26 protein-coding genes and 4 pseudogenes are annotated in these 26315 nt (G+C 41.5%); 2 read left to right on the top strand and 28 right to left on the bottom strand.

All coding sequences use genetic code 11. The annotated features are described in order from the left end of the window. Positions 1-2 precede the first annotated feature (2 nt). The 5 genes from A4V09_RS14265 to A4V09_RS14275 all read right to left on the bottom strand — a co-directional run bounded on the left by A4V09_RS14265 (position 3) and on the right by A4V09_RS14275 (position 1948). Positions 3-230: a hypothetical protein gene (locus A4V09_RS14265; protein ID WP_065542948.1), complete on the bottom strand. Its 228-nt coding sequence runs from the start codon at positions 228-230 to the stop codon at positions 3-5. Beyond that, a complete protein-coding gene (locus tag A4V09_RS14270; protein ID WP_065542949.1) occupies positions 223-813 on the bottom strand; it encodes a DNA-3-methyladenine glycosylase I in 591 nt (196 codons plus the stop codon). The genes A4V09_RS14265 and A4V09_RS14270 overlap by 8 nt, the downstream gene beginning before the upstream one ends. A gap of 28 nt (positions 814-841) precedes the next feature. Further along, positions 842-964, bottom strand: a complete 123-nt coding sequence (locus A4V09_RS27010; RefSeq protein WP_455802577.1) for a hypothetical protein — start codon at positions 962-964, stop codon at positions 842-844. A gap of 102 nt (positions 965-1066) precedes the next feature. Beyond that, positions 1067-1204 (bottom strand): hypothetical protein, encoded by a 138-nt coding sequence (locus A4V09_RS24520; protein WP_242963843.1) that lies wholly within the window; start codon positions 1202-1204, stop codon positions 1067-1069. A gap of 147 nt (positions 1205-1351) precedes the next feature. Beyond that, positions 1352-1948 carry a TetR/AcrR family transcriptional regulator gene (locus A4V09_RS14275; RefSeq protein WP_065542950.1) on the bottom strand — a complete coding sequence of 199 codons (597 nt, stop codon included), beginning with the start codon at positions 1946-1948 and terminating at the stop codon, positions 1352-1354. 142 nt (positions 1949-2090) lie between these two features. Here A4V09_RS14275 and A4V09_RS14280 point away from each other — a divergent pair, with 142 nt between their 5' ends. Together A4V09_RS14280 and A4V09_RS25455 are read left to right on the top strand one after the other, a co-directional pair. Continuing rightward, on the top strand, positions 2091-2612 hold the full coding sequence (locus A4V09_RS14280; protein WP_065542951.1) for a nitroreductase family protein: 522 nt from the start codon (positions 2091-2093) through the stop codon (positions 2610-2612). 493 nt (positions 2613-3105) lie between these two features. Further along, positions 3106-3411 carry a helix-turn-helix domain-containing protein gene (locus A4V09_RS25455; RefSeq protein ID WP_065542952.1) on the top strand — a complete coding sequence of 102 codons (306 nt, stop codon included), beginning with the start codon at positions 3106-3108 and terminating at the stop codon, positions 3409-3411. A gap of 23 nt (positions 3412-3434) precedes the next feature. Here the strand turns inward: A4V09_RS25455 and A4V09_RS14290 are convergent, their stop codons facing one another. The 23 genes and pseudogenes from A4V09_RS14290 to A4V09_RS14400 form a co-directional block, all read right to left on the bottom strand. Beyond that, positions 3435-3890: a reverse transcriptase family protein gene (locus A4V09_RS14290; RefSeq protein ID WP_065542953.1), complete on the bottom strand. Its 456-nt coding sequence runs from the start codon at positions 3888-3890 to the stop codon at positions 3435-3437. Between the two features lie 326 nt (positions 3891-4216). Continuing rightward, entirely contained in the window at positions 4217-5167 is a 951-nt protein-coding gene (locus tag A4V09_RS14300; RefSeq protein ID WP_065542954.1) for an HNH endonuclease, read from the bottom strand. A gap of 15 nt (positions 5168-5182) precedes the next feature. Continuing rightward, positions 5183-5677 carry an LM5578_1851 family response regulator gene (locus A4V09_RS14305; protein WP_065542955.1) on the bottom strand — a complete coding sequence of 165 codons (495 nt, stop codon included), beginning with the start codon at positions 5675-5677 and terminating at the stop codon, positions 5183-5185. After that, the gene (locus A4V09_RS14310) at positions 5674-8136 is read right to left on the bottom strand and encodes a sensor histidine kinase (RefSeq protein WP_065542956.1); all 2463 of its coding nucleotides are present in this window, start codon (positions 8134-8136) and stop codon (positions 5674-5676) included. The genes A4V09_RS14305 and A4V09_RS14310 overlap by 4 nt, the downstream gene beginning before the upstream one ends. Before the next feature lie 10 nt (positions 8137-8146). Then, entirely contained in the window at positions 8147-10057 is a 1911-nt protein-coding gene (locus A4V09_RS14315) for an HsdM family class I SAM-dependent methyltransferase (RefSeq protein WP_065542957.1), read from the bottom strand. A gap of 42 nt (positions 10058-10099) precedes the next feature. Then, entirely contained in the window at positions 10100-10693 is a 594-nt protein-coding gene (locus A4V09_RS14320; RefSeq protein WP_065542958.1) for a type IV toxin-antitoxin system AbiEi family antitoxin domain-containing protein, read from the bottom strand. A gap of 146 nt (positions 10694-10839) precedes the next feature. After that, on the bottom strand, positions 10840-12252 hold the full coding sequence (locus A4V09_RS14325; RefSeq protein ID WP_084043602.1) for a recombinase family protein: 1413 nt from the start codon (positions 12250-12252) through the stop codon (positions 10840-10842). Then, complete coding sequence (locus A4V09_RS14330; protein ID WP_065542959.1) at positions 12237-13781, bottom strand: recombinase family protein; 1545 nt, start codon at positions 13779-13781, stop codon at positions 12237-12239. Before A4V09_RS14330 ends, A4V09_RS14325 begins: the two co-directional genes overlap by 16 nt. 43 nt (positions 13782-13824) lie before the next feature. Then, positions 13825-14001 (bottom strand): SHOCT domain-containing protein, encoded by a 177-nt coding sequence (locus tag A4V09_RS24950; protein ID WP_198168542.1) that lies wholly within the window; start codon positions 13999-14001, stop codon positions 13825-13827. Beyond that, positions 13994-14401: an RNA polymerase subunit sigma-70 gene (locus A4V09_RS14335; protein WP_065542960.1), complete on the bottom strand. Its 408-nt coding sequence runs from the start codon at positions 14399-14401 to the stop codon at positions 13994-13996. Before A4V09_RS14335 ends, A4V09_RS24950 begins: the two co-directional genes overlap by 8 nt. A 170-nt stretch (positions 14402-14571) precedes the next feature. Then, positions 14572-15132 (bottom strand): TIR domain-containing protein, encoded by a 561-nt coding sequence (locus A4V09_RS14340; RefSeq protein ID WP_065542961.1) that lies wholly within the window; start codon positions 15130-15132, stop codon positions 14572-14574. Between the two features lie 24 nt (positions 15133-15156). Next, positions 15157-16017 (bottom strand): macro domain-containing protein, encoded by an 861-nt coding sequence (locus tag A4V09_RS14345; protein ID WP_065542962.1) that lies wholly within the window; start codon positions 16015-16017, stop codon positions 15157-15159. A gap of 153 nt (positions 16018-16170) precedes the next feature. Beyond that, positions 16171-16395: a DUF2188 domain-containing protein gene (locus tag A4V09_RS14350; RefSeq protein WP_065542963.1), complete on the bottom strand. Its 225-nt coding sequence runs from the start codon at positions 16393-16395 to the stop codon at positions 16171-16173. A 5-nt stretch (positions 16396-16400) separates the two neighbouring features. Then, entirely contained in the window at positions 16401-17324 is a 924-nt protein-coding gene (locus A4V09_RS14355) for a hypothetical protein (RefSeq protein ID WP_065542964.1), read from the bottom strand. A 272-nt stretch (positions 17325-17596) separates the two neighbouring features. Next, a complete protein-coding gene (locus A4V09_RS14360) occupies positions 17597-18097 on the bottom strand; it encodes an AAA family ATPase (protein ID WP_065542965.1) in 501 nt (166 codons plus the stop codon). A gap of 150 nt (positions 18098-18247) precedes the next feature. Then, positions 18248-18733: a phage tail domain-containing protein gene (locus A4V09_RS26080; protein WP_330396424.1), complete on the bottom strand. Its 486-nt coding sequence runs from the start codon at positions 18731-18733 to the stop codon at positions 18248-18250. Between the two features lie 15 nt (positions 18734-18748). Then, positions 18749-21586: pseudogene (locus A4V09_RS14375) on the bottom strand (phage tail tape measure protein). Between the two features lie 52 nt (positions 21587-21638). Then, positions 21639-21806: a hypothetical protein gene (locus A4V09_RS24955; protein WP_198168543.1), complete on the bottom strand. Its 168-nt coding sequence runs from the start codon at positions 21804-21806 to the stop codon at positions 21639-21641. Further along, a pseudogene (locus tag A4V09_RS14380) lies at positions 21803-22179 on the bottom strand (hypothetical protein). The gene A4V09_RS24955 and the pseudogene A4V09_RS14380 overlap by 4 nt, the downstream one beginning before the upstream one ends. A 3-nt stretch (positions 22180-22182) precedes the next feature. Then, positions 22183-22815 carry a major tail protein gene (locus A4V09_RS14385; RefSeq protein WP_065542966.1) on the bottom strand — a complete coding sequence of 211 codons (633 nt, stop codon included), beginning with the start codon at positions 22813-22815 and terminating at the stop codon, positions 22183-22185. After that, a pseudogene (locus A4V09_RS14390) lies at positions 22799-23071 on the bottom strand (hypothetical protein); the annotation flags it as partial. The gene A4V09_RS14385 and the pseudogene A4V09_RS14390, both read right to left, overlap by 17 nt. Before the next feature lie 156 nt (positions 23072-23227). Then, positions 23228-25151, bottom strand: a pseudogene (ltrA, locus tag A4V09_RS14395) (group II intron reverse transcriptase/maturase). Between the two features lie 783 nt (positions 25152-25934). Continuing rightward, positions 25935-26315 (bottom strand): HK97 gp10 family phage protein, encoded by a 381-nt coding sequence (locus A4V09_RS14400; protein ID WP_065542967.1) that lies wholly within the window; start codon positions 26313-26315, stop codon positions 25935-25937.

Here is a 26315-nt window from a genome sequence, read left to right on the forward strand (position 1 = left end):
ATTTATTTCTTATTTACGTTGTCTACAACGGCACTGCCAACCAGACTCACAATAAGATATGGTACCGTACTGCAAACGGCAAGCAAAGAGGAGGCCTTAACCTGACTGCCCTTTGTATATGCCCAAATAATCAATGCGAAGCTTGTCATGTTCGTTCCAAGCTGTGATACCGTCTGACCTGCAAACAGCAATACGAAATCCCGGATCCCCCCTTCTTCTCTTCTAATCATTGATATACCTCACATTTCCCATATGTATTAATTTCCCATACATATAGCACTGAGGAGAATGGTCATTTATGATTCCGCAGGCCTGCAAATGTGAAAACACAGTAATCGAACCTAAATATTTAAATCCTCTTTTTTTCAAATCTTTACTTATCTGATCTGACAACGCATTTCTTACCTCTCCCTGTCCGTTATGATGTTTTACATAGATCAAACTTTCGTAATTGGAGTATGACCATATATATTTATCAAAGCTTCCGAATTCTTCGATAATCCGCAGAAATGCCTTTGCATTTCCTATAACAGCCTCTATCTTTCTTCTGGATTTTATCATGCCCTCTTCATTCATAATCCTGATAATATCCTGTTCTGAATACTTCGCAATCTGATGAAAATCAAAATCAGCAAAGCATTTCCGAAAGATATCACGTTTTTTTAGCATCATTGTCCAGTTCAGTCCGCATTGCATGACTTCCATAGAAATATACTCAAAATGCTTTCTGTCATCGTGAAGTGGAATCCCCCACTCTTCGTCATGATATTTTTGTACGATACCGCCGTCACAGCACCAACTGCATCTGTCCATGGAAAACCTCCTCAAAATTTTTCCAACATTATACAATAAATTGGCGACAACTATATACATAATCATATAAAAAATTTTGAGCTGTTGCTATCAGCTCCTTCCTATAATGATCCGGCCCTATCACCTTCACTCTGCTGCCAAAACTCAGCAGTAACGCTTTCTACAATCTTTCCTTTGCCGGAACATCAATGATAAATTCTGCATGCCTTATCATCAATCTTTTCTATCGGACAGTCAGGAAAATATTCTTTTATCAGTGCACCATTTTATAATATGCATTTACATACCGCACATAAAGCATTTCATTCTCTACTGTTGCAAATGCAATAACCGTATCTTTCCCAGAACGTTCTATCATTATCTTTTCAGCTAGTATACTCCATTTTTTCACAGCATTTTCTCCTTTTTTAGTTCCGATTTTCCAATTTGGGTAAATGGAAGGCTGTTTCAGTTTATCTAAATCTTCAAGGTAACTTAAAGCACTCAGTTCTCAGACACATAATGCCAACAGCGACATAAGCCTTATCTTTCTTTCATTTCAATTTGAAAGTAACGCTATTATTGCACTCTTAATTTGTTGCTTAAAGACGGTAAAATTTAATTCACTGTGGGAAAATACGGAGTTTTCTTGTCTTAATGTGTCAACCAAAACACAACAGGCATAAATTTTTTCGTGAATGTTATCATGAATAATTCCGTTTTCTCCTAAAATTTCTATGACTTTTGAAAAGTATTTACTTTCAGAAGCAGAGAAATGATGTTTAATTTCTTCGTCATCTATTATCATCATTCTTAATTGACCTAAAGTACGACCAGAATTTGCATACAATTCAAGATATGCAGCTATCCAACCGTCAACGAAGCTTGATAAATTAAATGGAGATATTTTTTCCAGTTCTCTAAATAAACGGTCTGAAAGGTTATCAAGATAATTTTCAAATGACGCAATATATATTTCTCTCTTATCCTTAAAGTAGCTATAAACGGCTCCTGTTGAAACTCCTGCCCGCTTTGCAATTTCAATCGTATTTGTTTTGTAATATCCTTTTTCAGTAAAAAGCTCAAATCCGGCAGTTAGAATTTTTTGTTTTTTTTCAATAGAACGTTTTTGGATAGGTACTCTTGTATCAGCCATATTTTCACCTCATTTTTATTATAGGCGTTGAATTAGAAAAGGTCAATAGAATGTGAAGTTTTATTCTCATTATCTTGACACCCGTTAGACATAGTGCTATTATAAAACATGAAATTTTATTCATGTTTGAAAGGAGAAAAAAATGAATTTCCTAACATTAGCAAAGCAACGCTGCACAACTCGTGGATTTAACGAGCAAAAAATATCCGACGCAGATTTAGGGCAAATACTATGTGCAGGCAGAGTTGCTCCAACTGCTTGTAATAAGCAGCCACAAAGAATTGTAGTTGTCAGGCGAGAAGAAAACATAGCAAAAATACGAAAAGCATATCAGACTTTTGGCTCATCATGTGTTTTAATTGTTTGTCGTGATAGAAGAAATGAGCTTATTCGCCCCTATGATAAAAAATGCTCTGGTGATTTAGATATAGGGATTATTTGCGACCACATGATGTTAGAAGCAAGAGAATTGAATATTGGAAGTGTAATGGTAGGATTATTTGACCCTGCTATTATCAGAGAGGGATTTAATATTCCAGAATACATAGAACCCACAGCGTTATTATTTTTAGGTTATCCTAACAATGGTTTTTTAAGCCCGGAACGTCATGAAACGGCACGAAAGCCATTAAACGAAACCGTTTTCTATGAGACATATATATAGTGCCCTCCTTGTTAGATAACGGGGGCGCCAAACGGATATTGCCCCTTTCAAATTGGAACTGATTGTGCCATCACTGGAAAGTCTACATCCGGCCAAAGATAGTAGGTATATCCATAGACTCCTACAAAACTTACCCAAAAACTAACCGTCATGTTCTCCCTGTAAAATTTTATATGGTAAGCATTTAGGATTATGCCGTATACTGCTCGAAAAAATCCTGGGTTCCTTCCAAAGAGGAAGAACAGGCTATCCTGGATCTTGCCCATAAAATCCCGGATATATGGAATGCTGCATCTTCTACGCCAAAAGAGAAAAAACGCATTATCCGTATCTTAATTGAAGATATCACCGTCCTGTCAGAAAAAAGACAGCCTGATTTCGTTTCCGCAGCGGAAAATGTGAGCACCTATCCTTAGCAAAGCCCCTTCCCTATGCTGACCGCAGGCGGCACACAAAAGATACCGTTGCCCTCATCCGTGAATTAGCTTCTCATATGGACGACCACGAAATCGCAGATCATTTAAACCAAACCGGGCTGACTACTCCGGAAGGGAAAAAATTTACCTATGCCGGAGTCAGATGGATCCGATATAAACATGGTATTTCCGGACCTTATGAGAGAAACCGTCAGGGCTTTTCTGTCACGGAAGCTGCCAGTCTGCTGGGCTTTTCCACCGGGAAGGTCTACTACGGTATCTCCACTGGTAAGATTCCTGCCAGGAAACAGCATTCCGGATGGCCCTGGGAGGTATTGATTGATAATACCAACCTCGACTCAATAAAGGCTCTCTATACATAAGATTTTCCCTAAACAACCTGCCTTCACGATAGCTGGAGGCAGTATTCCAAAACTTCGTTGGGAGGTGTGCAATATGAAGAAACCGTGGGAACTCCCAGCTTACGAAATTCGCCTTTTGTTTCTTTGGGTATTTCCACCCGCCGAACTGGGTTTGGCTTATATTTTCCATTCCTTATCTCTTGAATTAGGATTTCCTGGTTTTCTTTTAGGAAGGGCAGAAGTTCATCTACCTGCATGCCATCAATTCCACTTTTACCCTTGTTTGATTTTACTCTTTTATATGCCTTGTTTAGATTGTCTTTCCGCAAAATCAAGTCCAAAAGATTGTTCGCCCAATCGTCTGTGATGCTACCGCTCTTTTCAGTAATCTTCCCGTAGTCGAACACTTCCGCATACTCTTTCTGTTCCGCAGATACCATTTGCAGATAGTCCTCTATATGAAGTTGTCTGTCCTTAAATCTACTTTCAGTTACTTTCATTGCTTGTATCTCCTAAGGTTCAGCCCTTCGCCAACGTTTGCAACCATTGGTTTACTATGGCTTCTGCTGACTTCCCGCCATTCGTTGTTACTACAAGTTTCATACTCCGTTTCCACTTGCTGACGAGACCTCCCTGAGTACCACACATTTCTTTCTCTCCATATATCTGCCACATTTACTACAGTTAATTCCGAGTAGTTATTGGACTTTGATTCGTTATGCAATCTTATCCTTAACTGTAGCCTGATGTGATTTCTGTTCGTCAGACCAGAGATTTGCCTCCACCTTCCTTCAGATTCCACCTGCGTGAATCAGTTTTTTTAATTTTAAACTATCAAATTTGCTTTTGTTAACTTAATTTGCTTTCTACTTCCAAATCCATTAATATCGCTTTCATTTATTAACTTTGATATAGGATAAAAATATAATTTGTCCAACTTAGAATAATAATAAAGCATTCCAAATTGATATCTTAGTTTTGTAAACCATATTTTCAATTTTTCTGTATCTAAAAACTTAAGTTTTACTTCATTATCGTTATCCGATTCATCAATAATGAGTTCACAATAGTAGCTAATTTCTTCCCTTTTAATTTTAATGTCCATATTGTACTCTTCTAATACGATGCTATTTTTAACCCCTCTAAGGGTAAGATATTTTTCTACTAGCTCAAAGTTTTCATCGCTTGATAGGTTAGACAATTCTTTTTTTTTGGTTAAACGCAACTGATCCAGCTGTTTAATCAAATCTTCTAAATTTATAAGCTCCTTCTTATTATCTAACTTATGTAAAATCTCGTCTATTAATACATCAATTTGACGAATGTTGTTTTCTCTATTTATTCTTCGTTTTCTAATTCTTATGTGATATCTAGAATTTAATTTGAACGTATCAATATAATATCTACCTTTCTCATTTTGTGCAATATACTTATACAATGAATCTGCATCATATCCACCAACAATTGCAGGGCAACCCCCAGAAAAGACATCCTCTTTACATGGATCAAGTAACATTTCGCTCCAAGTATCACTTTTTTCACCATTGCATTTTTCACATGCATAATAAAGATTACTATATAAATGAGGATTAAATACTTGATCCTTGTCTGATTGAGGTCTAAAATGGTCTATTTCAAAATAATTTGCATCAATAAAACCAACTTCTTTTTCCTGCAATTTGCAATATGCACATTCATGAGAAAAGTCATTTCTTAGGTATACTTTACATTTTGGTGTTTCATAATTAGCCCATCTAAATTTTCGTTGATATTCCATTACATAGCACCTCAATCATTCTTTAGAATCTAGTTTTGAACTGATTTCTTTTAGTAATTTTATAGTATCCGATTCTTCCTCCTCTTGTTGCACAATTCCTTTATATATCATATTCTCTTTTCGCAACTCACAAGCTCTTTTAATTTTTTCGGCTACATCCACATAACGCTCAACAATTGCATCCTTTTTTAATTCGTAGTCATAATCACCAAATTGGTCAGCAAAATCTTCAAGTTGATAATTAGTTAATAGTACAGCATATATTGTACTATCATATTTTCTTATTTCTCTCAAAACATCAATCCCCTTATAAGTAACTTGCTTATCCAAATGATAATCAATAATCAAAAAATCAACATCTCTTTCCAAGACAATATCATAAAAACCTTCTAATGTTGCTGGCAATTCATTAATACATTCAAGGTATAAGCCTTCTAATGCAAATAATTTTGTGTAAATATCTATATTTGCTACCTCATCTTCTATAAATAAACCTTTTAATTCACTCATTCTTCATTATCTCCTTTAGGCAATAATATGACAAATTTGGCACCATGCAGAGTTTCTGAGCGCTCCACTTTTATTTCTCCCCCATAGTTTTCCACAATATCTTTAACAATATTCAATCCTAAACCAATACCTTCTTCCTTAGTTGTTTCAAATGGCCTGAATATATCCTTTTCTTTCTCCTCTGGAACTCCATTTCCAGAATCTTCAAAGCTTAGTATAATATGAGATAAACTCTGCTCAATGTAAATTTTAATTTGACGGATTTGCTTGCCCTTTACTTGTTCAAAGGCATTAGTAATCATATTAATAATAATTGACTCTAAATCAATTTGTTTCATTGTATAAACAATTTTCTGACTACATTTTGCATCCAAGGAAATATCAAATGAATTTACAATCGCTCTGTAAAATCCGCTTACTTCATCTAATACGTCTCCAAATTCTATGTCAACTGATGCTTCGCGTTTCCGCTTCCTCAAAAAATTAATAATCAAGTTACTATATGCATATATTCTACCAAAATCACTACTAACAATTTTTAATACATCCTTAATCTGATTTCTATTGGCATCTTTATCTAAATATACATTTATTAAATGTAAACTTGTTTGGATACGACTCACAATGTCGCTTGTTTCATGCCCGAATGATCCAGTTAGCATTCCGAGCGAAGCTAAATTTTTATATAGATTTAGCTCACTTTCTTGAAAGTTGATTTTCTCCTGATAAATTCTTTTTGTATCACTATAATGCTGATTGTAATCATTTTGCAGTTTTTGTATATCTTCCTTTTTCTTTTCAGAATCTTCAATAAATGCCTTAGCTAATTGTTGCAATTTTTTAGGCATCGCCTTATAATCAACAATTTGCGTAACTTCCTCAATTTGTTTGATAAATGGATTGTCTAGATATTGCTTTTTTACATTGTCAAATTGAGCATCTATTTTCTCTTTTTCCGCTGCTAACTTTTTTATGTTTTCCTGTTCATCTAAATATGCTTTTCGTCTGACATCACTAATCAAATTAGTGCATTTAGTTAAAAAGCCTATTAGTTGTTCATATGCTTCATTTTCAATAATTCCCTCTCTATTGGTTGCATCAACAAGTAGTGGATTAGTAACATCACCAATTCTTACAACACCAATCACCTGATTATTACCCACCAAATACCCATGTGTATCTTTAACTTTCTTTTGATCTAAAAATAGCCAATCATTTCCAATATCACCAAAAGGTTTAACTCGAAAATTATCACGATAGATTTTAATTCCACAATAAGTATCTAACATTTTTTGAGCAAATCTAAAATTATATCCCGCACTTGTAAGGTTACTGGAATCTCTAAGAAAGAAGTATATTTCCGCACAAACATCACCACACAAAAGAGGCTGTTCGTATTCTTCTTCTATAAAATCTTTTTTCCCTTCTTTATCTTTATATGATATGTATATTTTTTTCGCATTATCATAAATTTTCGCATCAACCTTTGCATACCTTAAATCAAGAATTTCATTTACTAAAACGATATCCTCTATTCTAAAATCCGGAGCAATAAGTTCTATTTTAAAGGGGTCTTGCTCAATTAAGTCCGGGGCAACAAGAAGTCTTAACTCTTTTTGTAATTTATCAACATCTTTTTGTTTCCATTCATCTCTAAGTCCTTCCATTACTAAAATCATACCTGTATGTGGTTCAGGTAATTCATATTTTTGATATAGTTTATCTATCATTGAAAACGCCATAGCATCATTATGGGCATCTAATGTTTCTAAGGAACTTTCGACATCCTCGACTAACTGCTCGATATTTTCATATTTTTCTAAGATTGGAATAATCTCTTCTTCAAGTTCATCAAGTATATTTATATTATAAAAAACAGGATAATCAAATGTATTCCTCCCCATAATTGTTGCAACTAAATTTTTATCTGTAATATCTACTTTGTCTGTTAAAAAGAAGTATTCCAGTTGACCACTAATGTACTTCGCAGCAGCAGAATCTTCATGATCTCTCAAGATATTAATTCGTTGATTTAAAGCCCCAATATTTATATCTTCAAAACTATTCCAGTTGATTTTCACCTTATATGGCTGCTCTGTATCAGTAAAAGAATAGACACTTACTTTTTCGGCAATTCTTTCTACTGAAAATCTCCCAATACCCTTTTTTCCAGCTTTCTTTCTTCCTTTAGCCGAAAATGGTTCTGTTACTTTGTTATTAGTTCCTATTACCATCCATCTATTCTCAAAATCTTCTTGCGTCATACCAGAACCAGTATCAATAAGAATTATTTTACTTTCAGGTGTATTAGGTTTATCTAAAATAATCTTCACACCGTATGCATCTGCATCATAGGAATTTTTAATTAATTCGACCAAAGCAGTAACAAAATCAGTAACCAACTCTCTTCCTAACTGGCTAATATGTCGTGAATTTGTCCTAAATCTTAATTTTTTCATCCATCTCACCTCAATAATTTATAATAAAGTTAGTTTCATCCTCAGATAATCCATATGCTTTACAAACGAGCACATCTAATTCATTTTGATATTCTTGCAATTTACTTATATAGTTAGATACAAATTGAGAAATCGTTTGAACACCACTTTGGGGAAAAGGAAGTGCATTAAGTTCATTGGCTGATACCTGAGTATTACCACTTTTACTCGTGAAAATATAATTTACTAACCTTGAATTGAACATTCCTAAATAGTAATACATTTTTTCTATACTTAGGAGTTCATCTTTCCCTTCACTGCTACATAGAAAATTCACATGATTCTCTAAAAAATAGCTTTCATACCTTTCCAAAAACTCATCCGATATTATACATGATTTTAATCGAATATCTTTTTCAAAATTTGTAGTTCGTTGAATTAATAATCTTTTGCCTTTTAATACATACGATTTTGTTTTTTGCGTTATCAAAGCGTATTGTTTTCTTTCTTCATTTGTGGAGCATGCAGAAAAGTCAAACGTTAATGGTTGTATATTCCCCCCATAGATAATAGGTATTGCTGTTAATTCCTCGTCCACAATATCTTCTTTATGTTGATTCCAAACGAAAAGTCCATTACAAAACTTTAATTTTGTTTCCCCACTATCCAATGGTAAGCAATTTGTAAATATTTTATCTAGAATACTATACATTTCAATTTTCTTATTAATTATAAATATATGATTATTTTGTTCATCCAGCATTAATTTGGATCTAGATATTTTAAACTCTGCATTAATCGTTCCATTTCCATCATAAAACTGAATCTTGGTTTTGCTGTTTGCAACTGGTTTATTTTCCAAACAAATAATTAGTACCGCTTGCTCGGCTCGATCAAATACATTTTGTCTAGAATCAATATGGATTAAAGCTCTTATTCTTAAATCTTTTATTTTGGATCTAAGATTTTTAAAGTAAAGACCAGATCTTATAGATTGCGGTATAATAAAACACATTACACCATCTATTTTTAAATGTTTCATCCCCCAATACATAAAAAAAGAATACATGTTTGGCTGACCATATAAGATTTCATTATACCCACTAATATTTCTGATTAATTTACTATTTAGTTTGAAATATGGAGGATTTCCCAGAATAATTGAATAGACATTGTTGTCTGGCTCCACTATTGTATTTTTCCATTGTATGTTATTGAAAACATTATCTGCATTCACAATATAATCTAAAATTCTTACTTTCTCTTCAGGTAACTCTTTTAACAAAATATATGCTATGTTTATTTTTGTAGCAATAACTGCAAAAGGATTAACATCATAACCAAATATATTTTTTTTAACATACTCAATTACTACAGATTGCTGGAAAATCTTTTTTAATTCTTTGATTATTTCTATCACAAAAACACCTGTTCCACATGCAGGATCTATAATAAAATCGGTATTAGTCAAACACCGCAAATTTTTTTTCATTTCACAAACCATTCTTTGTACAATATTAATTGGTGTATAAAATTGACCTAGCTTTTTTTTGATATCTTTATTAATAAATGTATCATGTTGATTAATTAATTCACAAGTATCTGAAAACTCATGCACATCAATCTCATCAAAATTATCAGTAACAAATTTTTCTGTCATACTATACCAAGAATATAGTTGATCTACATCTAATCGCTCTAACAAAATAAGATAATTTGTACTTTCTATGTTAAAGCATCTATTAAATATAAATATTATCACATGGACAAATGCAACTTCAAAGCTAATAGTCTCATATAATATCTTTTTATCAAGTTCTGTTACTTTATTTTCATTTGAATAAGACATTTTCTTATAATATTTTTTTTCAAATGTCTCAGGTATTTTAGTGTTTACATCTCCTGCCAAAGCAGAAATGATATTATAAATTTCTGACTGCATAATTCAGTTAGCCCCTTTACAAATTTTTCTTGGCATTAAATCTCATTGCAAAAACTCAAGATAATTATTCAAAATTTTAGCAACCTTTAACTCTTCTGCATAAGTAATAAGTCTGGAAAAATCTTTTTCAGGACTATCGTTATATTTTTTCACCGTGCTCACAATAATCTCACTATCAACTCTACTTCTGTTACGAATGACATCACAAATACTACGTTCAATATTATATGTTCTTACATTTCTACCATAACGGGTTTTTATTTCCGTTTCTCCAAGAGTATATAAGTCTTGACGTATAGAATGCACTCTAGCTCCATTATTCACTAGATTTTTAGTGTTTGTTCCCGTTTTCACTGTCACAATTGGTTGCTCAGGCATTTTTTCGATATATTGATGTAAAAATAATGCTGACTCATGAGAGAATGTCGCTTGTGAAAATCTCATCTGAAAACAATACATTTTATCATCGTTACTTTGAGTTGATATATATATCCCTCGCTTATACCGTTCCAACATTCCTTTTTTAATAAGTTCCGAAAGATATGTTCTAGGAATTCCAAGCTCTGTTACCATTTTTGTTGATATAATACCATCATTATCAGCGACTAATTTTTTAAGCATTTTTGTATAATCCATCTGCTAGCCCTCTTTTTTACAAACTAGCTAATATTATACATCTCTTTAGTGAGTTTGTAAATACATATCCTGCCAATTTAATGCTTTACTCTTGCTTTTGCAATCCTGCGATACCGGACTTTTCGTATTTCCCATCAATAATTGCACTATCTATTATTAGCATTATACTCAATCTCCGTTCCATCCAGAAACACCGTCACTATCGTCCCGCTCTCATACACCTTGATATGATCCAACGTCCGAAGCATCAAATCAATATCCAGCTCCTTTATTTGCTGTGCATCCTTGGTAATTTCCATAAAATCCATCACCCGGAACTTCGTCAGCAAATCCTCGCTCTGTATCTTCTCCTCCCACTCCGGCAGCAGCATCTCCCTACACTCTAACAGCCTGTTCCACGCCATCAGGTAAATCTGAATCAGCGTATCCTCATAAATGTGTCGATTCCCACATCCCCGCACACCTTTCACCTTATACTGCTCACTGCACTGCCACACTTTCCAGTCTCCACTCGGTGTCCGCCACCCCTTCCTCGCAAAAGCCCTGTTGCACTCCCCACAGATAATCTTGCTTGAAAATGGATTCACCTCCGTATTCTGGGAAAACCGTGTAATATTATGCTCCTCCAGATACCGTTCCCTCCGCTTCATCTCCAACTGCACACATTCCCAAATCCAAGGCTCTATAATCGCCTCATGGTCATCCTCAATATAATACTGCTGGATTTCCCCTTCATTTTGTACCCGCTTCTTCGTCAGGAAATCCACTGTGTAACTTTTCTGCAAGAGCGTGTCCCCTTTATACTTTTCATTCTCCAGCATACTGCCAATGGTCGTGGACTGCCATTTCGTCCCGCCATCCCAATTTATCACACCTTCCCTTTCAAAAATCCGCTTCATATAATCGGTGGTCTTTCCCCACAGGAACTCCATAAAAATCCGTTTCACAATCTTTGCCTGCTGTTTATTCACAACCAGTTTTCCATTCTCATCCGCATCATAACCAAGGAATCGCTTGGTGCTCATCTTATGCTGCCCGATTTCAAACCTCTTGCGGATACCCCATGTGCTGTTCTCTGAAATATTCCGGCTCTCGTCCTGTGCCAGAGAAGACAGGATTGTCAACAACACTTCTCCTTTGGCATCCAAGGTGTCTATTGCCTCCTTTTCAAAATAACACTCCGTGCCGTTGTCCTTCAGCTTCCGGATGGTGGAAAGGCTGTCCACCGTGTTCCTCGCGAACCGTGACACGCTCTTTGTGATGATGAGGTCAATCTTCCCCTCCAGGGCATCCTCCACCATTTTGTTGAATCCCTCGCGGTGCCGCGTGGAAGTTGCGCTGATGCCTTCATCCGAATACAGCCCGACGAATTCCCAATCCTCCCGGCTCTGTATGTAGGACGTATAATAATCGCACTGCGCGGCGTAGCTGGTCTGCTGGTCTTCCATGTCGGTGCTGACACGGGCGTATCCTGCCACGCGCCGCTTTTTCCGGCTGCTGATGGGGTCCGCCGTGAAGCGGTTCCGTGTGGCCGGTATCGTCATCACATTCTTTCCCATGTTTCCGTCCTCCCTTCATGGAACCGGAATTCCATGCTGCCGTTTTCCAGCACAAGGATTTCCTTTATTTTTCTTTCAAACTCATCTTCGTCAAATTCCTCTAAACCGAGGATGCTTGCGGAAATGCGCCGCAGCTTGAAATCCGCATAATTTACGGCATGGCATTCCACATGATCCCGCTTTTTGCCGATGCAGTACCAGTACACCCATTTCCCGCCGGCGTTGACTCTGTGGTATGTATTCCCGCAGATGGCACACCGTATCTTCCCTTGGAAACAGTCCGTGACCGTCACCTCATGCCGTGCCTGGTGCAGCCGCAGGTTCTTCCAGACCTTTGCACCGCCATCGGAAAGCCGGAGCTGCAGGTTTCCGTTTGGTAAGACGGTAACTTCCCTGACCATCTCCCCGAACCTTTCTCCGTCAAAGGCATCCAGCCCAAGGGCCTGCGCCGCAGCCGCTTCCAGTTCCTCTTCCCCGAAGTTCACGCTGGAGCAGGTCGTTCCGGTTTCTTTCTTGCCCCTGCATATCCAGTGGACATAAACCTTTCCCCGCACCTTCCCCTTTTTCCTCGTAAATGCGCGGCCGCACACCCCGCACCGGATTCTTCCGGTAAAGGGATAGACCGGCACTGCCTCCGCCCTTTCTTTCAGGATTTCCTGAACCTTTGCGAATGTCCCCTTGTCAATGACCGGCTCATGGCATCCGGAAATGTAATACTGCGGAAGCTCGCCCCGGTTCTTTATTTTATTGTGTTTGATGGGGTCCTCCTCATAGCATTTCTGCAGCCGCCTGTCACCAATGTAGATTTCGTTTTTTAAGATGCCATTCAGATGGCTGTAGGTGAAATCATATCCCCGCCAGGACTTCACCCTGCGCTTTTTCAATTCTGCCAGGATTTCCGATGCCGAAACCCCAGCGGCGGTCTGTTCAAAAATAAATTTCACAGCCTCTGCCTCGTCCTCTTTTACCACATACTTTTCGCCGTCATAGCGGTAGCCAAAGACTTTCTTGTTCCTTACGCCGTCTGTTCCGTTCTGGTAGGTCTTCCGGATTCCCCACTTGGAGTTTTCCGAAAGCGACCGCACCTCTTCCTGTGCAAAGGACGCAAGGATGGAAAGCATCAGTTCCCCATCGCCGGAAAAGGAGTGGATATTCTCCTTTTCAAACCGCACCTCCACGCCGATCTCCTTCAGATGCCTGACCGTGGAGAGCAGGTCAACCGTATTCCTCGCAAACCTCGATATGCTCTTGGTCAGCACAATGTCAATCTTCCCCGCCTCGCAGTCTGCGATAAGGCGGTTGAATTCTTCCCGCTTGGCCGTCCCGGTGCCGCTGATCCCGAAATCTGCGTACACCCCGGCAAACTCCCACTCAGGGTTTGACTGGATCAGGTCATTGTAATAGCTCACCTGCGCGGAAAGGGAATGGGCAAGGCGGTCTGTCTCCATGGATACGCGGGCATAAGCCGCCACCCTCCGCCGTTTTTTCAGAGCCAGGATTTTCGGCTCTATCCTGCTTACTTTAGCCATTTTATCACTTCCTTCCACTACCATATATCACTCTGAACCGGCTTTATATCAAGGGTTTTCCGGCCAGTAATGTACCCGAAATTGGGCGGTATTTTTCCAGGAGTTTTGTATCAATTATGGCTAATACTTCCTCGTCGATAATGCCTTTCTGGAGCATGGATTTGGCAATAGATATGGAAATATAGTACAGCTTTTCCGCTTCAAACTCTTTCTCATCCATTTCCGCCACCTCCGAACCGGCCGACTATGTAGCATTCATGGGAGCAGTATTTGCGGTTCTTATTCCCATAAGCCGTGAACGCCTTCCCACATTGGGCGCAAGTAAATTCATAGACCGCTTTCTGTTTGATCCGCTCCGGGTGTTCCGTCCACCATTTTTCCCTGCAGGCTTTACAGCAGAACACCTGCTTTTTCATCTTTGGCCGCTGCTTTATCTCCACGCCGCATTCGCGGCATCTGTCTTTATCATCTTGTACCAGGATGTCCGCAGAGGTGAGGCTGTTCCTGCGGCAGAAGCTCTTGACGGTATCCTTGGAAATGCCAAGCTCCTTCCCTATGGCTGCATAGCCGCGCCCCATGCTGCGGAAACGGATGATTTTTTCTTTCTGTTCATCTGTCACTGTCAGCACCTCCTCACTATACGGAGATTTGGGAGCCGTTTTGAGGGGGTATGAAAATAAAAAAACAGCCCACAGAACAAACTATGCTCTGCAGGCTTGTCACTATCCACATTTTTTAGTTAATAGTGTATGGACTTAGTACTATTAAAACTGATTGATCATCTGTTATTTTATAAATAGTTCCATGAACGATATGCATCCTCAACATAGGTACATAACGCACTTGTCAATCTGTTATCTTCGGAACTATGAATTGAGAATTGATCGATAGCATTCATTATTGCTTTTTCTTTGAAAGAAATATGGATGGCTAAAAGAGAACCATTATCAATCCGTTCTTCAAGTGCCTTGGGCCAACGATTGCTATATTTCCTTGCATCCAATAAATAATCACACCCTGTATATGCTACAATAATAGGCAGTTTATATACATCAACAGCCTTTTCTATCTCAAAATTTAGCATTCCCCTATCGTAATTTGTATTTTGGGATAAAATCAACAACATATTTTTTGAATTACGCAGCCTTTCCATCAATCGATTTTCAAGAGTACGCCTTTGACTTGTATCAAGTACACGATATGTTTTTAAATGACTATCACTAAACGTAAGCTCATAATTTTTACTATTATTCCAACTACGCAATAATCCCAAATATTTCAAATTACTCTGTGTTGGGTCAGTCGTTCCTTGTCCATCAAAAGCAACATATGTACCATTTCTGTATGCCATTTTAAACTCCTCCTCATAAATCCATTATGGATAATCATTTTTATTTCTTCTGTCAACAACTATGGTTGTTTTAGCTCTTAAATGTTCTTTGGAAATTTTTGTCAAAGTAACTGTTGTTTCCAATGCTTCTTTTTTGCTAAGACCTGTTCGTGCCATCTTTGTTCCCATTGGATACAAATATATGTCTCGCCCTTGCCCATGTGCATCATAATATTCAAAAAGCCTAAGTAAACATTCAACATATTCATGCTTATTACAATGTGCAACACAGTCCAAATCAAATTTTGTTAGGGCCAATAGAAAAAAGGTAATTCCATTTTCACCATCAATTCTTGCTACTGATCCAAGAGGATATCTCTTTAATTTTCCGTATCTTTTATCAGAGCGATTCAAAGTTTCATAAGGCGTCCCAAACTCCTGTAATGAAGCATCTATCGCATTATCTAAACGCTGTCTTGCAAGATTATCAGCCACAAATAACTTTAGAAACTGCCCATGCATCGAATCAGCTTTAATGATGTCTTGGTTAATTACAGTATCAAAGCATCTATTTACAGCAATTACAACTATTTTATCCCCCTTACTCTTTTTAGGGAAAGCAATTTTTAGCAAATCACCATATTTAACCAAAATTTCAACTTCATCCTTCAAAAAAATAGACTTACTGTTTGAAAAAAAGATAAACTGTATTAGGGCGAATACCATACAGCTTACAAGAATAAAGCAGAAAATGGCTATTTTACATTTTGTATCATCATTCTTCATACCAAATATATCCCAGTTTACAAACATTTGAAGGATAGAAAGCAACCCAAACACAATGGAAGAAATAGCTGTAAAACATGTAAATATGTATTTTGCATTATTTTTTATTCTGAGCAGCATTCCTTTGTCCTCCGTAATTTACTATTCATTTTATAGTGTATTACTGTAAAAAGAACGGGATAAAACACTCACCTTGATTTATCTATCTGCGAGGCTTTATCCCACACATCTTAATTCTCTTGTATTAAATTACTGCAAATCCTTTAATAACCTTTACCCTTTTGGCGGATATGGATCATTACCATACGAATCTCTTTCACGTATTCTTCCATTCTTTCCATGAATAAAAAGTTCCGATTCTTGCCTACGTGCAATTTCTCTGGCTCTTTCAATAGCTTCCGCCTGTGTACTCGTCCTAACTGTTGCCCGTAAATTATTTTCACCTTTAACCTGCCATCCACCATCTTTATGTGGCGTTACATGCTGATTCTTTCCCATAGTTACTATGCCTCCAATAATTCAGTAATTTCTTTTTGCCAGTTGTCATGATGAATCAACCTAGCATTCTGAAGATTGTCGTTCAAAATTTCAGCCTTTGATAACTTCGACAGTTCTTCCCAGTCAGTTCCAAATACATATGTGGCATTATTAGGATAGACACTTTCAAGAACATATAGATTCCGATCCTGAAAACCAAAAATTACATATCCACTGAAACCAGACTTACCATAAGCTCTAAAATCTGGATGAAACGAATTTATGTATTCGCATTTATCCATCATCATCTGTCTTGCTGTCTTTCCTTTTCTCACCGACATTCTTTCAAGGTTATCGCGCATTTTGCTCCAAGGATACTCACCTTTAGGTAAAACTTCCCAATTTAACCGTACAACCTGGATAGGCAATAATTTTTCCAGGTTATCAGTAAGAACCTCACATTCTTGAAAACTTATCAAGAAAATATTAATCGTATTTAGTATAAGTTTCTCATCACTTTTACGAAACATAATTGGATCAGTGATTACCATTAACTGACCGTAATCATCATATTTTAAAATCAGTTCTACACTATATGGGGCATACTCTGTACGAGGAAATCTTTTACGCGGAATGCTGACATAATCTGTAACTTCTTTCGTTTCTCCTCTTCCTGCCCATTCATGGCGTGTCCACCATAAGGTCTGTGAATATGTTTCTTTAGGTTTCGTTTTGTCTATAACATAAAATTTCTCAGCATTCCTTGTTGTTGATGGGTTCATTGACAATGGCAATATTCTTTCTCCCTCATTTAGCTCATCAGAGAATCCTAATTTCACCAAAATATCCTTAAATCTCATCGCATCACGTAATGCTACAACAATTTTCTCGCCCTGATTAATGAAATCTAAACAAGACAGCTTATTAATCCTTTTCTTTTTTAAAATCAACTTTTTTCCTCCATTTTTATAAAAAATATCTATAATTAAAAAGGAGAAATGACCAAAGTACTTTATTAATTTATATATGGCGCATTAGCTACCATGTCCTACAAATCTTCCATCTATTTTCCCTCCTATATCAAATTTCTGTTGAAAATCTGTAGCAACCATGGTATTATGGAATCGGATTATTTTATATTGCGCCATGGTCATTTCGCCCATGGTTACTACATTGGGTGGCTATCCACCTCTAGAACCAAAGTTGGCCCTTTGGTTCTTTTTTATTCTAAATCTTGAGTGTTTGGAACAGCACCGAACACTCCATGTAAATATTTCACACCGATATTATCATTACTTCTTACATTTGGATAATCACTTAGCCTACATACTCTCGTTTCTCCATATTGATTTTTATCAGTAAACCAAATCTGATCTCTTCTCACCTCATTTAGCAACAAAGTATCATGTGTGGTGCATATCAACTGAGCGTGATAAGGATTAGTATCTTCAGAATTGAATAACCCAACTAAAAGTTTCACCAAATTGGGATGTAAACCATTTTCAATTTCATCAATAAACAATGTACTCCCGGCATCCAAAGCCTCAAAAATAGCTGCTAAAATCCTCAACATCCTAATAGTTCCGTTAGATTCATATTTCAAAAATGGAAGTTCTATCTCTCCAACCTGCTCATGATCCTTATAAGTAGCATGCATAGATTGAACGCTCACATGTATATTTTTTATAACCAACTCTTTATTTTCTAAATCATCTTCATTCAATACATGCTTATCCAATTTTGATTCCAAACCTACACGCCAATCTTCAACACGAGGCAGGGGCCGGGGCAGCCGATTTTCTATCTTTCCCTCATCCGGGGAAAGCCGAGGATTATGCTCTATAATTCCGCAGGTTCCCTGATACTGGATGAATCAGTGACGCCGCCGTTTTCCTTTGTAAATAACGGCTGGTACTTTATCGCCTGCTTGATAGAGCCGGACGGCAGGAAGGCGCAGTATGTCATCGGCGACCGGGGCAGCGGTGAGGTGTGGGTGTCGGCGGCGCTTTCCTTTACCGGGGAGCTGAACCGCTCCTGCACGGCAGACCTCCTGGAGCCTTGCGTAATACACCCGCCCCGGCTCTGTGTCCAGCACAAGGGCGCACAGCCCCTTATCGGGACTCAGCCAGCTTACAATCTCATCCTTGCATTCCAGAAGCTCCTCCGCCGTCCGCTTCGGAGGAATGAAGCAGGAAATCTCAATCACCCGCTCGGAAAGGGACGCGCCCAGGTCAATCAGGCCGTCCCTGCCCGCCATGGAAATAGTGCGGTTCCTAAGTTCCGGCACCCGGTTTTCTTCCGTCATCCGGCTTGCAATCCCCATGCTTTTTGATGATATGCCGTCAAAGGAAAATCCCATCCACACATCCCTCCTTTACGAATAACCGTTTGCCCGCCGCCCCTGCTGGAGCTGCCGGTAAAGCTGCTGTGAAATCCTGCGGATATCTTCCTCGCTCCGCACGTTCATTTCTTTTACTTCGATCAGCGGGCCGGTAATCGTGCTGTCATGTGCAGAGCCTTCCCCGCCGTTTCCGGATACGGAAATCTCCTGCACCGCCGCAGACGGATTTAATACCATGTCCGCTGCCACGCCCTTCACCGCTTTTGCCACCATGCTCTTGCTGTCCTCGATGCCCTTTGCCAAGCCTTTCATGAAGTCCGGCATCCAGCTTTCGTAATCGGTCAGCGGTCCCTCGTCCGGCACGGAGAAGTGCAGAAAGGACTTAATCTTGTTTGCCACAGAAGATACAGCGTCACCGACTGCACCAATACAGCTTTTTATCCCGTTTACGATGCCCATGATCATGTCCTTGCCCCACTGCAGGGCTTTGGACGGAAGGCTCGTAATGAAGGAAATCGCCTGGTTGAATCCCTCCTTGATAGAGGATACAATCTTGCCCATGGTTCCTTTGATGCCGCTCCAAATGTTATTGAATACCGTGGTGATTGTATTTTTAATGCTGTTTACTACATTTGAAACCGTGGATTTTATGCCGTTCCATACCGAGGAAATGGTGTTCTTAATCCCATTCACCACTGCCGTGACCGCAGCCTTTATCGCATTCCACACGGTTGTGATGACCGTCTTTATGGCATTTAAGACTGTGGTGACTGTATTTTTGATGGCGTTCCATGCCGTGGTGATGAATGTCTGAATCGCCGTCACTACGGTCGTGACCACAGTTTTTATCCCGTTCCAAATGGTCGTGAATACTGTTTTTATCGCATTTAAGACCGTAGTAATAATTGTTTTGTAAATATTAAAATAGGTGGTTACGACAGTTTTGATTGCCTCCACCACCGTGGTAAATATGCTTTTAATCCCTTCCCACAGCCCGGAAAAGAAGTCTTTGATCCCGTTCCACACCGCCTGCGCTGTGGAGGAAATGGCCTCCCATGCCGCTGTAAAGAAGTTCTTGATTGCCTCCCATACGGCGATGGCAACCTCTTTCACATTCTCCCAAAGGTTGATCCAGAACTGCCGGAAATCCTCATTCGTGTTCCACAGATAAATAAACGCCGCCACCAGTGCTGTTATCGCCGCAATAATCAGGAAGATTGAATTGGCGAGCATGGTGGTGTTTAAGGCGGCGAAAGCGGTCTTGACTGTATTGATTACACCCGCCACTTTCGGAACAATCGTCATGATCGTGCCGACCGCAGACACCACTTTCCCGATAACGATAAGGACAGGACCGAGTGCCGCCGCCAATAAAGCCACGGTCGTGATGACTTTCTTCGTCCCCTCATCCATGCCGTTCAGCCAATCCACGAACTGCTGTACCCACCCGACAATCGTCTTGATGGCAGGCATTAGAAGTTCCCCAAAAGAAATCGCCAGCCCTTCCAGGGCTGACTTCAAAATTGTGATCTGCCCCTGCAGGTTGTCAAGCTGTGTGTCCGCCATCTGCTGTGCCGCGCCCCCGCTGTCAATGATGGACTGCTGCAGGTCATCCCATGTGGTCCCTGTGTTGGCAAGCAGGGCGTTCACGGAGGACAGGTCGGTCTTGTTGAAAATCTGCCCGATAATGTTGCTCTTTTCAGCGGCAGTCATGCCATCCATGGAAGTGTTCAAATCACCGAGGATGTCGTTGAGAGAGCGCATATTTCCCTCGGAATCGTAAACATCCAGGCCGAGCTGCTCCATGCAGGCGGCCGCCTTGTCGGTGGGGTTCTGCAGGGAGAGGATGACGTTCCTTAAATGGGTGCCGCCCTCTGCGCCCTTGATGCCGTTATTGGCGAGGATACCGAGTGCAGTATTTAATTCCGCCGTGCCGCCCTTCACGGTCTTTGCGGTCGCACCGATGGTAAGGATGCCCTCGCCAAGCTGCGCCACGGATGTGTTGGTGGTGGATGCGGTCTTTGCCATCTGGTCCACCATCGTCCCCGCCTCATCCACACCCATGCCCAAAGCGGACATGGCGTCCGTCACCATGTCCGATGCGGCCGCAAGGTCAATGCCGCCGGCCGCCGCAAGGTTCAAGACGGTTGGGAGCGTGTCGCACATCTGCTGAGTGTCATACCCGGCAAGGGCGAGGTAGTTTAACGCCTCCGCACACTCGCTTGCGGAAAAAGCCGTCTCGCTGCCCATCTTCTTTGCCAGCGCGGAAAGGGTGTCCATCGTATTGACGGATTCCCCGTTTACCGTGGACATGGAATCCTTTGTGATGCCCATGGTCGCCTGAACCTGCGACATGGACGATTCAAAGTTTGCCGCCGTGGTGACAGCCGCCGCACCCAAACCCGTAACCCCCGCCGTGACCGGGAGCAGTTTTTCCCCGGCAGAGGAAATCTTATCTCCGGCAGACTGTAGTTTCTCACCCACGGCTGATATCTTCTGCAAAGCCGTGGCGGACTGGTTTGCCTGTGTTTCCAGGTCATGGAGGCGCTGCTCGGTCTCAATGATTTCCCTCTGGAGGGCATCGTACTGGCCCTGCGTGATCTCGCCGTTGGCAAGGGCCGCGTTTGCCTGCTCAGCCGCTGTTTTCAGCGTGGCGAGCTTCTCTTTGGTATCACTGACCGCCTCGCCCAAAAGCCTGTGCTTCTGCGCCAGCAGCTCCGTATTGCCGGGGTCTAATTTCTAGAGTTTCTCCACATCCCGGAGCTGTGACTGCGTATCCCGGATGGAAGAATTGACGCCTTTTAAGGCAGTCTGTAACTTGGTGGTATCCCCGCCGATCTCAACAGTGATACCCCTGATTCTGTTCGCCACGGTGGACACCCCTTCCTGTTAAAATGCAAAACAAAACCCAGGGGGACGCCGCCTAAAAGCGGTCGTAATCCTCCTGGGTAGCGATTTCTTTATAGCCCTTGTATTCGTCGTTCCTGCTCTCCGCGAACATATCGTTGACCATGCCTATGGTGAGGAGGTCAAGGTCGCGGATGGAAAGCCCAAGCTGTACGCAGCGCAGCAGGAACAGCGGCGTTGTCATTTCCCGGTCAGTCGGGCGAAGTTTTTTTTAGACTGGACATCCGTCTGCACGTTCAGCCCCCAAAGCTGGATCAGCTTCGGTAGCACCTGGTAAATGGAAAAGGTGTTGAACTCATCCAGCCATTCCTCCGGGCTGTCCGGAATATCCGGGTTGCGTGTTTTGCCATCACATAAGCGATATTCTCGAACATCTCCAGTGAGAATAAATCCAGGTTGGAGCTTTCCTCGTCCCCGTCACCGATGGACTTCTCCAGGGAACGCAGGTCCTTATAAATGTCCCGGTGGAATTTCATGCGGTAAATGCGAGGGATGGCTGCGGATGCCTTAAAAGGCACCTGTTTCCCATCAATCTCGATATTCTGCTTCATGCTGATGGATTATCCCTCCCCTTCCGTGCCATCATTTTCTGTGCCTCCGGGTTCTGTATCCGTGCCGCTGCCTCCCGCAGCCGCTTCCGGCAGGTACACGCTCTTGTACCAGTTCTGGTAGACCTCCTCCGTGGTGGCGTCCCCGGTCTTTGCCTTCACATAGCCGCTCGCCAAAGGCGCCGCCGTGAGGGACAGCGTCTCGGTCTGCACCTCGATCTCGTCCTCGTTGGTCTGGGACTCAATGGTCGGGCGCGCCGCCGAGCAGTTGTACAGCACATGGCGGATCTTCCGCACATCCCCGTCAAACTCAAAGAGCAGGGCAAAGTTCTCCGTCTCCGCGTTGGCATTCTCCAAAAGCACTTTATTTTCATCCAGCGCCTCCTTCAGCACATCCGTGCGGAAGCTCTCTGGCACCATGGCAAGCTCCAGGTCGCCCTCATAGCCCATGTTGTTGCTGACCGTGTAATAAGCATACCCGTCGGCGTAAAAGTTGCTCGGCTCGCCGTTGGGGTCCAGGGAGAGCGAGACGGCGCCGGGCATCGCAACGGGCGTGCCAAAGGACACCGCCCCGTCCGCCCCAAGCGTCAGCAGCGCGTAATGCACGTTGCAGATGTTGAATTTCACTTTATTCTTCTTCGGCATCGTAAACCACCTCCATATCAAACTGGTAGAGGACCTCGTACAGCTTCTCGCTGGCAATCCAGACCTCCGACTTGTTGTAGAAGATGCGCCGCTTATCCAGCGCGTCCTCCAGTTTCTTTTCCACCGACAGATCCTTCGTGTCGGTGTACAGCTCTATCTTCACGCCGCTTGCCTTGAAATACACCATGCCGTCCGCGGCGAAGTTGCCGCTCTGCGGCAGGAGGTAACAGATAAACGGCGGCTCCGGCGATTCGCCCTATAGTGATAGGTAATCCTTTGGTACTTACCACCTCCGGATTTTCCCCCACTCCACACCGTGCATGCGACTTTCACCGCACACGGCGTTCCATCGTTAGTAAAACTTCTGAATCTATGACAATCTACCGTATTGAAAAAGCGTTATTATATAAGTTTATAAAGTTACAAGGCCAGACCTTTGACGAAGCATATTGACTTTCTCAAGCTGTTTTTCATCCAGATTGCAAATCAGCAGATATTGTTTTATGGCTTGCGGGTCTATAGCAGTAATCAGATTATAGGCGTTCTCGCATATCAGGATAAGATTAGCAAATCGGTCACACCCATACCTGAGGTACGGGTTTATACGATGGCAATATATATCCTGCAACCCCTGAAATTCGTTGCCAGTGACAGCACATTTTCCCCATTGCGCTGAAAATAAAGAAATACGGTTGTCCGCATACTCTATGCTTGCGTTTTTGGGTGGATTTCTCATCAGCGTAAGCATTAGGTCAGTGTTGATTTTCAGATTATCGTGTAACCCGATTCTGCCTTTTGCTGAAAAACTGTTGATACTCCTGCTGTTCTGTCTTGGCGTGCGGAATTGAGTGTAACCAATCGGATAAATCGGTTCGTCCACTCCGGCTACATAGCGTAGCTGTTGGGATTTCCCATATCTATGTTGCTCCGTTCTGGTCAGCTCTCTTCCAGTCGTAACAAGGCGGCTTGAACGTTGCTCCTTTAACCTGTTCGTAAAGACCGTCATGACAGCCCGATTCAGTTCCCTGCAATCCATAATGATATCTGTTGCAATGCTGTAGTAGTTCTGCATTCCCATAACCATGCTGTTGTACAGCGTAATCTCGCTGTACTCATTACGGCCTTTTCTTGGGTGCGCAACATTTTTAGCTTGGTCAGTCAGGTTCTGCTTCTTTCTTTGCCTTTGTTTGTCGGCAATACGTGAAGTCACTACATATTTCTTGCCTTTTGGGTGTAGCTTGATTTTGAACCCCAGAAAATCAGAGTGTCTGTGCTTTACATTGACAATCCTTGTTTTCTCTGGCGAGACTTCAAGTTTCAGCCTATCAGACAGCCATTGCGCGACTGCAATCATTGTCCTTTTGGCATCCTCTTTTGTTCGACAGAAAATCCTGAAATCATCAGCATATCGCACAATATACATTTCCTTTAGGTTCGTGCTGCGCATGGCTCTGTATCCAGTGCTTTTGATACGGGTTCCTGACTTGTTGAATCCTCCGCTGTATTTGTCGAGTACCGGATTTTCAAGCCATTGGCTGTCAATCCAGTGGTCAAGTTCGTTCAGGACTATATTTGCGAGCAATGGTGAGATTATGCCGCCTTGTGGAGTTCCCTTGTCGGGTCGAACCACAGACCCGTCAGGCATCTTGATTGGTGCAGTCAGTATGCGCTTCACTATCCCTATCAGTTTTGTATCTCTGATTCCCAAAGACCATATCTGCTTTATCAGCTTGCTGTGATTTACGTTGTCGAAGAACCCTTTGATGTCAAACTCAATTACATAGTTCAGGTGTCCTATATTCAGCCTGTAATAGGTTGCCGCAATGGCGTTTTCTACAGACCGACCTGTTAGGACGGAACCCATAGCTGTTATCACTGAATTTTGCTTCGCAGATAGGCTCCATGACCTGTTTGATACATTGCTGTACCAATCTATCCCAGATACACGGTATTCCGAGCGGTCTGGTTTTTGTCGGGTCATAAGGCTTCGGTATTTCTTTTCTTCGTACCGGCCTTGGCCGGTATCCGTGCTTGCTTCCCGTCAGTATAAATCTAACCCTTTCCACTACTTCATCAGCGGTTAGCCTGCTGATGTCGAAAATGTTCAGTTTGTCAGTGCCTGCCGTTCTACTTCCGGTATTGGACTTCATATTTCTGTATGCCAACAGGATATTCTCTCTACTAAGTACTATGTTCATCAGGTCATCGAAAACATCCCCGTTTTTACTTCTTGCATACAGTGTGTCAAAGGTTTCCTGCATTCCGTAGTATTCAGCATGTCTTATACTATCGACCGAGAGCTGTTTACTGGTTACATTTGCTTTTTCATTTGGCATAAGGCATCACCTCCATTTCTGGGGCGACACTTTTTGTCTTACCCGAATCCTCATACGATTGTATGATTCAACGGCCTTACTAACGACTTGAGGCCATTCCTCCGCTCTCATTGCAAGAGTATCATTGGTTCGGCCTCTACTTTTCAGCATCAGTGCGTCTGCTTATTGTGGGGCATGAGTGCCCGTTTTCGTCAGATTACCTTAATTACAAGGCCTGATACCTTTCCTCGTTCCGATAATCCTATCTGTGCATATACCCGTAGGTTCCCACTATGAGCCTGTCAGCTTAAATGCGCCTGTAACGCATTACGGTCTTTCATATCGCAGATTCTTACTCGACCGCTACTGACCACGAATTAACGTGCCTGCACATTTCTATGCAGTCCACTTATAGACCCGTACATTCGCAGGTTCGTCAGTCTCCCATTTTGAGACATTCTAACCTTAGGTATTTTATAGACCCCCGACCTATAGGCAACACCGTCCACCTCTGGACAGCTTTCGAGATGTTGATCACATCCTACGGTTGCTCTCAGCCGACTTCACCGAGCTTCACACGCCTTGGCTTTCGCCATATGACGCATGTCGGAGTTTAGGGTGGCGTTTCTGGGCGTTACCCCTTCATTCCACCTGTTGGATTATCAGTTCTCCTAATAATCAAACGATTCTCGTTCTTTTATTAGTGCCTAACCTTTTCAGTTAGGAACGAGTCGGACCCGCGAAATGGTCATAGGCGAAAGGGATGCCGGTTTCCTCCAAAAGCACAAGTAATGTTTTCACAGCCTATCCCTCCAATGCTTTCTGTATCTCTTTTTCAAGCTGCCGGGTACCGGCCTGCTCCGCTGCCGCGATATGGGGCTTTGCGGAAACACGCCCGCCGCCCCTCTTGGCATGGCCGTGTTCCAGAAGGTGCGCCAGTTGGTAGCGGTTTCTGGAATGCACCGTCACTTCCAGCGAATTGGCCGTTTCCCTCGTGGTCTTCACCGTCCACAACTTTGCATATTTCCCGGTGTCCTTCGGCGCGTTGGCTTCAATGTCCTTCCGCACCGCAGTCCCGGCTTTTTTCACCGCCTTTTTCACATCCTCCGTGGCAAGGTCCGCATATTCCGTCAGCCCCTTCATGATCTCCTCTGCCATCCGGTCAATGGATACACCGTTCGCCAT

Origin of the sequence: Blautia pseudococcoides (assembly GCF_001689125.2) — a bacterium.
Classification (GTDB): Bacteria; Bacillota; Clostridia; order Lachnospirales; family Lachnospiraceae; genus Blautia; species Blautia pseudococcoides.

Bases quoted from the DNA above. Each gene is read 5' to 3' on its own strand.
- A4V09_RS14300 (WP_065542954.1), bottom strand. From the start codon at position 5,167: ATGGAATATCAACGAAAATTTAGATGGGCTAATTATGAAACACCAAAA.
- A4V09_RS14270 (WP_065542949.1), bottom strand. From the start codon at position 813: ATGGACAGATGCAGTTGGTGCTGTGACGGCGGTATCGTACAAAAATAT.
- A4V09_RS14265 (WP_065542948.1), bottom strand. From the start codon at position 230: ATGATTAGAAGAGAAGAAGGGGGGATCCGGGATTTCGTATTGCTGTTT.
- A4V09_RS14280 (WP_065542951.1), top strand. From the start codon at position 2,091: ATGAATTTCCTAACATTAGCAAAGCAACGCTGCACAACTCGTGGATTT.
- A4V09_RS14345 (WP_065542962.1), bottom strand. From the start codon at position 16,017: ATGCTGCTCAGAATAAAAAATAATGCAAAATACATATTTACATGTTTT.
- A4V09_RS14275 (WP_065542950.1), bottom strand. From the start codon at position 1,948: ATGGCTGATACAAGAGTACCTATCCAAAAACGTTCTATTGAAAAAAAA.
- A4V09_RS14400 (WP_065542967.1), bottom strand. From the start codon at position 26,315: ATGGCGAACGGTGTATCCATTGACCGGATGGCAGAGGAGATCATGAAG.
- A4V09_RS14290 (WP_065542953.1), bottom strand. From the start codon at position 3,890: ATGAAAGTAACTGAAAGTAGATTTAAGGACAGACAACTTCATATAGAG.
- A4V09_RS14385 (WP_065542966.1), bottom strand. From the start codon at position 22,815: ATGCCGAAGAAGAATAAAGTGAAATTCAACATCTGCAACGTGCATTAC.
- A4V09_RS14325 (WP_084043602.1), bottom strand. From the start codon at position 12,252: ATGGGAAAGAATGTGATGACGATACCGGCCACACGGAACCGCTTCACG.
- A4V09_RS14320 (WP_065542958.1), bottom strand. From the start codon at position 10,693: ATGGATTATACAAAAATGCTTAAAAAATTAGTCGCTGATAATGATGGT.
- A4V09_RS14310 (WP_065542956.1), bottom strand. From the start codon at position 8,136: ATGAAAAAATTAAGATTTAGGACAAATTCACGACATATTAGCCAGTTA.
- A4V09_RS14340 (WP_065542961.1), bottom strand. From the start codon at position 15,132: ATGGCATACAGAAATGGTACATATGTTGCTTTTGATGGACAAGGAACG.
- A4V09_RS14315 (WP_065542957.1), bottom strand. From the start codon at position 10,057: ATGCAGTCAGAAATTTATAATATCATTTCTGCTTTGGCAGGAGATGTA.
- A4V09_RS14305 (WP_065542955.1), bottom strand. From the start codon at position 5,677: ATGAGTGAATTAAAAGGTTTATTTATAGAAGATGAGGTAGCAAATATA.
- A4V09_RS25455 (WP_065542952.1), top strand. From the start codon at position 3,106: ATGGACGACCACGAAATCGCAGATCATTTAAACCAAACCGGGCTGACT.
- A4V09_RS24950 (WP_198168542.1), bottom strand. From the start codon at position 14,001: ATGGATGAGAAAGAGTTTGAAGCGGAAAAGCTGTACTATATTTCCATA.
- A4V09_RS14350 (WP_065542963.1), bottom strand. From the start codon at position 16,395: ATGGGAAAGAATCAGCATGTAACGCCACATAAAGATGGTGGATGGCAG.
- A4V09_RS26080 (WP_330396424.1), bottom strand. From the start codon at position 18,733: ATGGGATTTTCCTTTGACGGCATATCATCAAAAAGCATGGGGATTGCA.
- A4V09_RS14330 (WP_065542959.1), bottom strand. From the start codon at position 13,781: ATGGCTAAAGTAAGCAGGATAGAGCCGAAAATCCTGGCTCTGAAAAAA.
- A4V09_RS24955 (WP_198168543.1), bottom strand. From the start codon at position 21,806: ATGACAACGCCGCTGTTCCTGCTGCGCTGCGTACAGCTTGGGCTTTCC.